The organism is Cryomorpha ignava, from assembly GCF_010686655.1.
GTDB lineage: Bacteria > Bacteroidota > Bacteroidia > Flavobacteriales_D > Cryomorphaceae > Cryomorpha > Cryomorpha ignava.
On sequence record NZ_JAAGVY010000038.1, the window covers coordinates 41,436 to 51,099 of the forward strand.

Genomic DNA, 9,664 nt, shown 5'->3' on the forward strand with positions numbered 1-9,664 from the left:
TATATTTTCTCATCATTAATTCATTAAGTAGTTGGCTTCCAGTACAGTCATGTTGTATTGGAAGAGATTATTCAGATAGGTAGATTCTATGCTTTTGGCATTATCTAAAAGCTGGGTGTATTGCAGGAAGTTTATTTCGCCGCCCTTAAAAGCTTGTGTGGCATGGAATAAAGTTTCTTCCGAAAGTTTTTTTCCAGTTGATTCATAATATTTTAGCCCTTCGGCAAATTGGCGCAAATCAGATTGCAAAGTTTGATACCTTGAAGCCAATTGAATTTTATAATTCGCCGATTCAGATTCCAATATGGAAGAACCGATTTTTGCAGCGGCTATTTTAGATTTCTGATTACCAAACCACAATGGAATGCCCACCCCTACTTGAAATCCGGAATAAGATTGTGCACCCACACCGTCATTGGTTCCGTTAAAAACAGACGCATTCAGGTCGGGAAGCAAGCGTTGTTTTTCCAATTTAAGCTGCTGGTCTGAAAGCTTCATGGCATCGGCATAAAAGTTTAAAGTCGGGTGGTTGATAGTATCTAAGGAAACGAGTTCGATACGCTCCAGAGCCAAAGCATCAATTCGGTAAGTCGTATCAGATTGCAGCCATTGATTGAGACCGATATAAGATTTCTGAATGCTCTCAACAATTTGATTCAGCTTGAGCGAGACTTCTTTCCCCTTCGTTTCGGCGGTTAACTTTTCTAAATAATTAGATTCTCCCTGCTCATATTTTCTGTTTGCCGCGTAAGCGAATTCAGCATACAAACTATCCAGATACCTGTAGTTTTCACGCATTTGCTCCCAGTACACTATCTCATAATACACCATGGACACTTCTTTGGTAATGGTGCGCTTATCCATAACATATTGGTCTTTTGCCAATTGCGATTTACCTTGCATCACCTTTCTCTGGGCGCCATACACTGTTGGAAATTGGATAGATTGGCTAATGCCCCACACATCGAGCGGCAGATTATTCGGAGCCAAATTATTTTGGTCTCTACTGAAAAAGATTTCTGTTTTATTGATGTCTATTCCACTCCCAATAAGTTTTTCGCTTTGATCAATGCGTTGTGCAGAAGCTTTTAAGCCAAGGTTGTTTTCAATGGCAATTTCAACGGCTTGATATACCGTGATTTTTTCATTCTGGCTATAGCCAAATGCAGGAATTAAGAAGAGTAAAAGGAATGCTGCTGTCGGAATTTTCACTTTCGGGAAATGGCCTTTTCTGTCAAATAGGGCATACAAAACCGGTAGAACCACCAAGGTTAGAATTGTAGCAGAGATTAATCCGCCAACTACGACCGTGGCGAGTGGTCGCTGTACTTCGGCGCCGGCAGATGTAGAAATGGCCATAGGTAAAAAGCCTAACGCTGCCGCGGATGCCGTTAGCAAAACAGGTCTTAGACGGTTTCGAGTACCGGTGATAATACGTTCTTTCATATCGGTTATACCATTCGCCTTGAGCTCTTTAAACTCTTCAATGAGCACAATTCCATTTAGAACCGCAATACCAAATAGTGCAATAAATCCCACACCTGCGGAGATGCTAAACGGCATATCACGCACATACAAAAGAATGACACCGCCCACCGCAGACAATGGAATGGCACTATAAATAATCAATGCTTCTTTTACAGAATCAAAGGCGAAATAGAGCATTATGAATATCAATATCAACGCAATAGGAACGGCTATCATCAAACGCTCTTTTGCAGTTCGCAGATTTTCAAATTGACCGCCATAATCAACCGTGTATCCTATTGGCAACTCTACTTCTGAATTGATAGCAGCCTGCACATCAGCAACCACCGATTCAAGGTCGCGCCCACGCACGTTTACGCCTACTACAATTCTGCGTTTGGTATTATCGCGCGAAATTTTAGCGGGTCCTTTTGTAGTTGTGATTGTGGCAAATTCACTTAGTGGCAATTGATTTCCGTTGGGCAATTGGATTGTAGCCGTTTCAATGTCGTCAATGCCTTGATGGTGTTCCTTATCGAAGCGAATCACCAAATCAAATTGCTTTTCACCTTCAAAAACAGTTCCTGCAGTCATACCCGCGAAACCCATTGAAATGATATTGTTCAGGTCTTCTACATTCAAGCCGTACTTGGCGATTTTTTGGCGGTCGTATTTTACCGACATCTGCGGAAGCCCTGCCACTTTTTCCACTATAATATCAGCAGCGCCATCAATGTTTTGGATAGCTTTCTCAACTTCCAATGCCTTAGTATAAAGCACATCTAAATCTTCTCCGAAAATTTTTATAGCCAAATCGGCTCGTACGCCTGTAATCAACTCATTAAATCGCATTTCAATGGGTTGGGTAAATTCGAAATCAACGCCCGGAATTTCATTGGTCAATGCTTCTTTAAATTTGTCGGCCAGCTCATCTTTGCTTCCTGCTGATGTCCAATCACCCTTGGGTATAAGTTTGATAATGACATCACTTTCTTCCATTGACATGGGATCTGTGGGCACTTCGGCTGCACCAATGCGACTTACCACCTGATCTACTTCCGGAAATTTCTTGAGAATCTTTTCAATACGTGTCGTGGCGAGAACCGTGTTACTCAACGATGTTCCCGTTTTAAGAACGGGTTGAATTACAAAATCACCTTCATCTAAGGTTGGTATAAACTCGCCGCCCATGCGTGTAAAGAGAAAAACTGCAACTACTAAAAGTGCAACTGCAGCACTTAGCACAATTTTTTTGCTGCGCAATGCCCAGGTGATGGTAGGTTGGTACTTGCTTTCCAGAAAAGCAATAAGACGTGTAGAGATTGTTTTTTTATCGGGATCAGAAGGTCTGATAAACAGAGATGCCATAACCGGCACGTAAGTAAAACCAAGAAGCATGGTACCCAAAAGTGCGAACGTAAAAACAAGCGCCATGGGTCTGAACATTTTGCCTTCAATGCCCACTAAGGATAAAATGGGGATAAATACAATAATGATGATGAGCTGCCCAAATACGGCAGAGTGCATCATTTTACTCGCTCCCAGATGGGTGATATTGTCTATAAAACCCTGCCTTTCCCCTTTTGGTAAGGCCAAGTATTTTGTGCGCTCGGATGTGATTTTGAATGCGATAAATTCAACAATTATTACCGCACCATCTATAATAATTCCAAAGTCAATAGCGCCCAAACTCATCAGGTTGGCATCAACCCCAAAAATGTACATCAGCGACAAGGCAAAGAGCAAAGACAAAGGAATAACCGAAGCGACCACCAAGCCCGAACGCATGTTACCCAGCAGCAGAACCACAACAAAAATCACGATTAAGGATCCCAATATGAGATTTTCGGCAATGGTAAAAGTGGTTTTGGCGATAAGCTCACTTCTTTCTAAAAAGGGGTTGATGTAAACGCCTGGCGGCAGAGAAGGTGAGATCTCTGCCACACGATCTTTTACCGCTTGTATTACGGCATTTGAGTTAGCGTCTTTCAGCATCATGACTTGTCCCAGCACTTTCTCGCCTTCCCCGTTTCCAGTAATGGCACCAAAACGGGTAGCATGACCGAAGCCAACAGCAGCCACATCTTTTACGAAAACAGGCAGACCATTTCTGGTTTCAATTACAATGTTTTCGATATCTTCCAAAGATTCTACTAACCCTTCACCCCTGATAAAAAAGGATTGATTTGTTTTTTCAATGTATCCGCCACCGGCCACGCTGTTGTTTTTCTCTAATGCCGAAAAAACTTCTGAAATAGAAATACGAAGACTTCTAAGTTTTTCAGGATTCACAGCCACTTCATACTGTTTCAAATGGCCACCCCAGGTATTCACTTCTACCACACCCGGAATTCCCGAAAGCTGACGTTTCACCACCCAGTCTTGAATGGTTCGTATATCGGATAAAGAATATTGATCTCGATGGGCAGAATCTACTTCAATGGTGTATTGATAAATCTCACCAAGCCCTGTCGTGATAGGCCCCATAAAAGGTGAGCCAAATCCTGCTGGAATCTTTTCTTCAGCCGACTTTATTTTTTCAGCGATCAGTTGCCTGGGAAGGTAGGTGCCAATATTGTCATTAAAAACAACGGTTACTACCGAAAGTCCGAATTTGGAAATAGAGCGAATTTCCTTTACATCAGGCAGATTGGCCATTTCCAGCTCTACTGGATAGGTCAAAAATTTCTCTACATCTTCTGTGGCTAAATTTCTGGATGTTGTAATGATTTGCACCTGATTGTTTGTAACATCTGGCACAGCACCAATGGGAATTTCTGAAAGGGAATAAAGCCCAAAACCAACAATACCCAATGTAAATAGAAGAACTATTAGTTTATGATGAATGCTGTATTGGATGATTTTTTCTAACATTGATGTGGCTCTTTTAATAACACATCAAATGTAGAAGGGGTAGCCTTAGGGTTTTATCAAGGCTTTCTTAAGATTGGCTTAAGATTTTGGTTTAGGCCAATTTAGTAATGTGATGTAAGACCTGCCAGGTTTTGCAAACTTAGCGAAGCGATCTCACGCAGCGGAGCAAGTAAACCTGGCAGGTCTCAATTAAATTAAGCTTACTCGGATTGAAAGGGTAAACTAATTTTTTTATATAATAAACCAATTTAGTAATTTGTTGCCGCATCCGTATCAAGCCAGATTAACTCCAAACAGGTACCCAACAAATGCCGTTAATCCCATTGCCACTGTGCCCCAAAAAGTAACGCGCAGAATGGCTTTGTAAACACTTGCACCACCCGTTTTGGCAGATACTGTTCCCAGAAGGATTAAGAAGAAAATAGCCGAGCCGTACAATGAATACTCCATGTACTGAAGTGGCATAAAATAGGCTACCAGAAATGGTAGAGCGCCACCCACAGTAAAGGAAGCTCCCGATGCAAAGGCTGCCTGAAATGGTTTTGCCTGGCTAATTTCATTGATGCCCAGTTCATCTCTTACATGCGCTGCAAGTACGTCATGTTCGGTAAACTCTTTTGCTACGAGCATTGCGGTTTCTTTTTTGAGCCCTCTTTCCACATAGATTTCTGCAAGTCTTTGCAATTCAAGCTCTGGCATTTCTTCAAGCTCTTCTTTTTCTCTTTCTATATCTGCTTTTTCAATATCTGTTTGAGAGCTCACCGAAACATATTCGCCGGCAGCCATGGATAATGCACCAGCAACCAATCCGGCCAGAGTTGCTAATACGATGGGTTCTCTCATGTCGCTCGCCGCTGCCACACCAATGGCCAAACTCGCCGTTGACAAGATGCCGTCATTGGCACCCAGTACAGCCGCTCTTAGCCAGTTGCTTCGGTGTATGTAGTGATTATCTAAATAATCGTCCAATTCATTTTCCATAATCAATCCCAATTAAAATGTAATTTTCACTTCTGTTCCTTGGCCTAAAGTACTGATAATGTTCAACTTTGCGCGAATAGCTTCCGCACATTTTTTAACAATGCTCAAGCCCAGTCCATTGCCCGATATTTGCTTGTGATTGAGTGCGTCAGATCTAAAAAAGTTCTCGTAGATGTGTTCCAAATCTTTCTCATTAATCCCTATGCCTTCATCGCGAATGCTGCATACTACCTTATCTGCCGATTTGCCGCAATGAATGGCGAGTTTGCCATTGTTTGTAGAATATTTAACGGCATTGCTCAAAATGTTTTCGATCATTAAATGGGTGTAGAAGTGCGGCACAAGCAGCTTCTGATCCTGTTCAAAATCGAATAACACCGCGAGATTTTTCGCAGCTATTTGACTTTTAAAATGAGATAAGGATTCATCAATAATTGTGGGCAATGAAATGAGCTTATCCTTTTTAGAATTGTCTTGTATGTCAAGCCTGGCAAGCAGAAGCAACTGCTCCAGAGTTAGCGTCATTCTTTCAATTTCGCCCAGACTAAATTGAATTTTATCTTCGTATTCTGCTTGTGTTCGCGGTTTTCTTATCAAAACTTCAAGTGTTCCCCTAAGCGAAGCAAGCGGTGTGCGTAGTTCGTGAGATGCATCTGACGTAAACTGCTTTTCACGTTCAAGTGCATTTTCTATTCGGTCAAGCAATGCATTAAATCCGGAAGAGAGCCTATAAATTTCATCTTTATTTGGTGGTAATGCAACGCGCTCTTTCAGGTTCAGCTCGGTAATTTTCTTGATGGTATGGGTAACGTTTTTTATGGGTCTGATACTTCTTCCAGCCAGATATCTGGAAATAAAATACAGCCCTGACAAGATTACCAAAAAGGAGATGAATAATACATTCCGCAGTTTAAGAATAATCGACTTCGCCGATTCTGAAGACATGGCTGCCAATATGTAACCCTTTGTTTGTCCATCCTGCTCTAAAGGAAGCTGCACTTGCCTAATGGCTCTACTATTTAAAGACGCATTAAAATGTCCGCCAAAAATCAAATTGTTAAACGCAAGATCGTCTTCTTTAAGGTTTGGCGATTTATCCATTACCCGGCCCTTGTCATCAATTAATTGAATAAAGACAGGGTTTACCTGACTTTCGCGGTGCTCCTTTTCTTCCCATTCCGCTTTATTTCTAAACACAATGGTATCACCCATGATTTTTATTTCGCCCGTATGTTTGTGGGCTTCGTAGGATAAGTCGTTGTCAAGATTACTGTAAACCGTTTTATGTACAATAAAATAGATCGCGCCAAAAGCGATAGCCATAATAATTGCTGTTGCAATCATATAATGGAAGGCTATTCTATTTCTAAAACTAAGGCTCATATTTCTTTTGCTATATAACCGACTCCGCGAATCGTCTGGATGTAATTTTCTTCATCAGACAGTTCGAGCTTTTTACGCAAGGCATTGATATAGACATCAATCACACTTGTATTGTAGTCAAAGTGGATATCCCAAACAGTTTCTATAATTCGTGATCTTCTGCACACTTTGCCCTTATTGCGAATCAGGTATTCTAAAAGTGCAAATTCCTTTTGGGTAAGGTGTATTTCCTTATCGCCCTTATGAACCTGGTGCGTTTCTGTATTTAAAGTAATGTTACCCAATTCAAAGATGGCGTGATCACCAGACTTTGGTCGGAGCTGTACACGCACACGCTCTAAAAGTTCTTCGAAATGAAAGGGCTTTTTGATATAGTCATTTGCTCCCGCTTGCAGGCCAAATACGGTTTCATCGGTGGTATCTTTGGCTGTTAAAAAGATAACAGGTGTGTCTTGAAATTCTTTTCTAAATTGCCGGCATATCTCTATCCCGCTCATGCCGGGGAGCATCCAGTCGAGAAGCAGTAAATCATACTCGCCCGATAGTGCCAATTGCAGACCTTTCTTGCCTTCATCGGCTACATCTACAGCATACGACTCTTCTTCCAGCCCCTGTTTTAGAAAAGCGGCAATACCATCTTCATCTTCTACTATTAGAATTCTCATTGGTCAAATATCCGTAATAGTTATTTAAGCAATGGTAAATGGAAGCTTAAGATTTGCTTAAGATAGTGGACTTCGGATTTCGTATTGTGAAATATGCAACAAGTGTAAACACAAGCGTCACGGCAATTCTAAAAATCATAGCATTCAGTGTTTTTTCTTCGTAAATGCCACCATTGCTAACGTGTACCTTCAACGCATTGTATGAAACGATTAATAAAACAGATGCTATTGCCAACAAAATACTCGTCCACCTTTTGGTTTTCAAAAACCCATAAGATGAAAATAAATAAAATATGCTGGCGATAAAGTTTGACCAAACCACAAATAAAACATAGTTGCCTTCTTTGGCTCTAATGCCGAATAAATCAAAAATTACTGATGTACTCAAAAACAGGGTTAAAAGGCCAAAGCCCAAAAGTATTACGGCTGATATGTAGCGAGTGCTTTTTTCATAATGATATAGGGTTACCCATTTAAATCACGAAACATATAATTCATCTTCCGCTCCGTATTATTTATGTCGCCCTTTCAGGTAGAGTGTCCAATCTCTCGTTCCAAAAACAAGTATATTTTTGAGCTTAATTTGAATGTTTTAAGCGTTTTTAATAACTAAATATTTTATGTGTTTTTTGCACTAAAAATCTTGTTTATTATATTGATTATCAGTATATTTAAAGTCATTCTCACATAAAAATAGAATTATGAAAAAGACCAATATTGATAGTAAAACTGCTGGCTTAAAAAGTGAGCTTTCGAAGTTGAAAAAGGAAAATAAAAAACTATCTCAAAAACTGGAGAAGTCAAAATGCCAAACCGACCGATTAAAAAAGGAATTAAAAAAAAACGACGTTCTAAAAATACCCTTAAGCAAAAAGTAAGAACAATCACTTTCGAACCTATCGCAAGATATGAATATTCTGAATTTGTTGTCCGATTAAGCACTACTCTATATACCCGTATTAATTGCGGATTCCGTCAGGTTGTTAAAATACTAGATGTTATAAACGATGTTTTTGATGGAATCCTGGGTAAAATCCCTTGTCACAATACAATTGAGAATTGGGTTAAAAAATGCGGATTGAAGGTTTATGAAACATCTGGAGATTCATTGCAAGACACTAAATATGCACAGATCGTTGATGAAAGTATGATGATAGGAAGTGAGAAATTGCTACTCACACTCGGCGTCCCGGCAGAACACAAGGGACGGCCGCTCAATTCTAATGACGTAAGTATTCTTGATATAGCCGTAGCAAATAGTTGGAACGGAGAATCTGTGGGAACACAGCTAAAAACCGCATCTGAAAAAGTTGGACATGATCCACTCTACGTTATTAGCGACAATGCCTCTATTATGAAGAAGGGAATAAGATGTGCAGATTTAATACATCAACGCGACATTAGCCATTCTTTAGGAATGTTTTTGGAAAGGACATATAAGAATGCGCCTGACTTTAAAAATTATACCAAATTAATGACTGAGCCCAAGTTTAAGTACAATATGAAAAAAATAGCCTATTTGCTCCCTCCTAAACAACGAACTATTGCGCGTTTCCTCAATATTTCGGAATGGGTTAAATGGTCTTCTAAAATGCTTGATGTTTATCACACACATCAAGCAGATGAGCGAGCAGTCTTCTCATTTGTCCCCGCAAATGCATCGCTAATAGACGAGTTATCAGAAGTTACGGAATGCATAAGAAGCATTGAAGATCTCTGCAAGAATAAGGGGCTGTCAAAAGAAACAGTAGCCAAATGCCATCAAGAGATCAAAAAGCATCTATTTCACGGTGACTATAGAATGATCCAGTTAGGTGAAACTATATTTAAATTCCTAAATGATGAAGCCAAACTTATAGAAGCCGATACGGCAAATAATAACTCTTCAGACATTATCGAATCCCTCTTTGGGAAATATAAAGCTCGCAAATCGCCCAATAAACTACATGGCGTAACATCATTTATTCTCTTTATGCCACTTTACACCGAGCTTAGTAAGAACGCTCAAAATAAGTTCGACTTTAAAGCAGCATTACAAGATACGCGTATAAGACAAATTAATGTTTGGAAAAAGGAAAATCTAACACCAAATCTTATGCAACTGCGAATTAATTGTCTGAAAAAAGTAGCATGATCTCGGGAACATCAGATTGGACACCCTACCTTCCAGGTACTGTGTAAAAATCCAAATTTATTTCGACATTTTTTTATGTCGTATATTTACACTTCCAAAGGAAGACTCTTCTTGAGTTTATCCTGTGTAGCCTGAGCTTCTGCTTGGGCTATTTTTTTAT

The 9,664-nt window shown here is 40.0% G+C and carries 6 protein-coding genes; 1 reads left to right on the plus strand and 5 read right to left on the minus strand.

Annotated features, from left to right (window positions below; genetic code table 11):
- Positions 1 to 15: 15 nt before the first annotated feature.
- The 5 genes from G3O08_RS16180 to G3O08_RS16200 all read right to left on the minus strand — a co-directional run bounded on the left by G3O08_RS16180 (position 16) and on the right by G3O08_RS16200 (position 7,758).
- Positions 16 to 4,341 (minus strand): CusA/CzcA family heavy metal efflux RND transporter, encoded by a 4,326-nt coding sequence (locus G3O08_RS16180; protein ID WP_163286459.1) that lies wholly within the window; start codon positions 4,339 to 4,341, stop codon positions 16 to 18.
- Between the two features lie 273 nt (positions 4,342 to 4,614).
- On the minus strand, positions 4,615 to 5,322 hold the full coding sequence (locus G3O08_RS16185) for a VIT1/CCC1 transporter family protein (RefSeq protein WP_163286460.1): 708 nt from the start codon (positions 5,320 to 5,322) through the stop codon (positions 4,615 to 4,617).
- A gap of 12 nt (positions 5,323 to 5,334) precedes the next feature.
- Positions 5,335 to 6,705, minus strand: a complete 1,371-nt coding sequence (locus G3O08_RS16190) for a sensor histidine kinase (protein WP_163286462.1) — start codon at positions 6,703 to 6,705, stop codon at positions 5,335 to 5,337.
- Positions 6,702 to 7,370, minus strand: coding sequence for a response regulator transcription factor (locus G3O08_RS16195; protein WP_163286464.1), 669 nt, complete (start codon positions 7,368 to 7,370; stop codon positions 6,702 to 6,704). The genes G3O08_RS16190 and G3O08_RS16195 overlap by 4 nt, the downstream gene beginning before the upstream one ends.
- A 46-nt stretch (positions 7,371 to 7,416) precedes the next feature.
- On the minus strand, positions 7,417 to 7,758 hold the full coding sequence (locus G3O08_RS16200) for a hypothetical protein (protein ID WP_239541289.1): 342 nt from the start codon (positions 7,756 to 7,758) through the stop codon (positions 7,417 to 7,419).
- A 417-nt stretch (positions 7,759 to 8,175) separates the two neighbouring features.
- Here G3O08_RS16200 and G3O08_RS16205 point away from each other — a divergent pair, with 417 nt between their 5' ends.
- Positions 8,176 to 9,504, plus strand: a complete 1,329-nt coding sequence (locus G3O08_RS16205; RefSeq protein ID WP_163286466.1) for a hypothetical protein — start codon at positions 8,176 to 8,178, stop codon at positions 9,502 to 9,504.
- The last annotated feature ends 160 nt before the right edge of the window (positions 9,505 to 9,664 follow it).

Coding starts and splice junctions, on each gene's coding strand:
- G3O08_RS16180 (WP_163286459.1), bottom strand. CDS start 4,341: ATGTTAGAAAAAATCATCCAATACAGCATTCATCATAAACTAATAGTT.
- G3O08_RS16185 (WP_163286460.1), bottom strand. CDS start 5,322: ATGGAAAATGAATTGGACGATTATTTAGATAATCACTACATACACCGA.
- G3O08_RS16190 (WP_163286462.1), bottom strand. CDS start 6,705: ATGAGCCTTAGTTTTAGAAATAGAATAGCCTTCCATTATATGATTGCA.
- G3O08_RS16195 (WP_163286464.1), bottom strand. CDS start 7,370: ATGAGAATTCTAATAGTAGAAGATGAAGATGGTATTGCCGCTTTTCTA.
- G3O08_RS16205 (WP_163286466.1), top strand. CDS start 8,176: ATGCCAAACCGACCGATTAAAAAAGGAATTAAAAAAAAACGACGTTCT.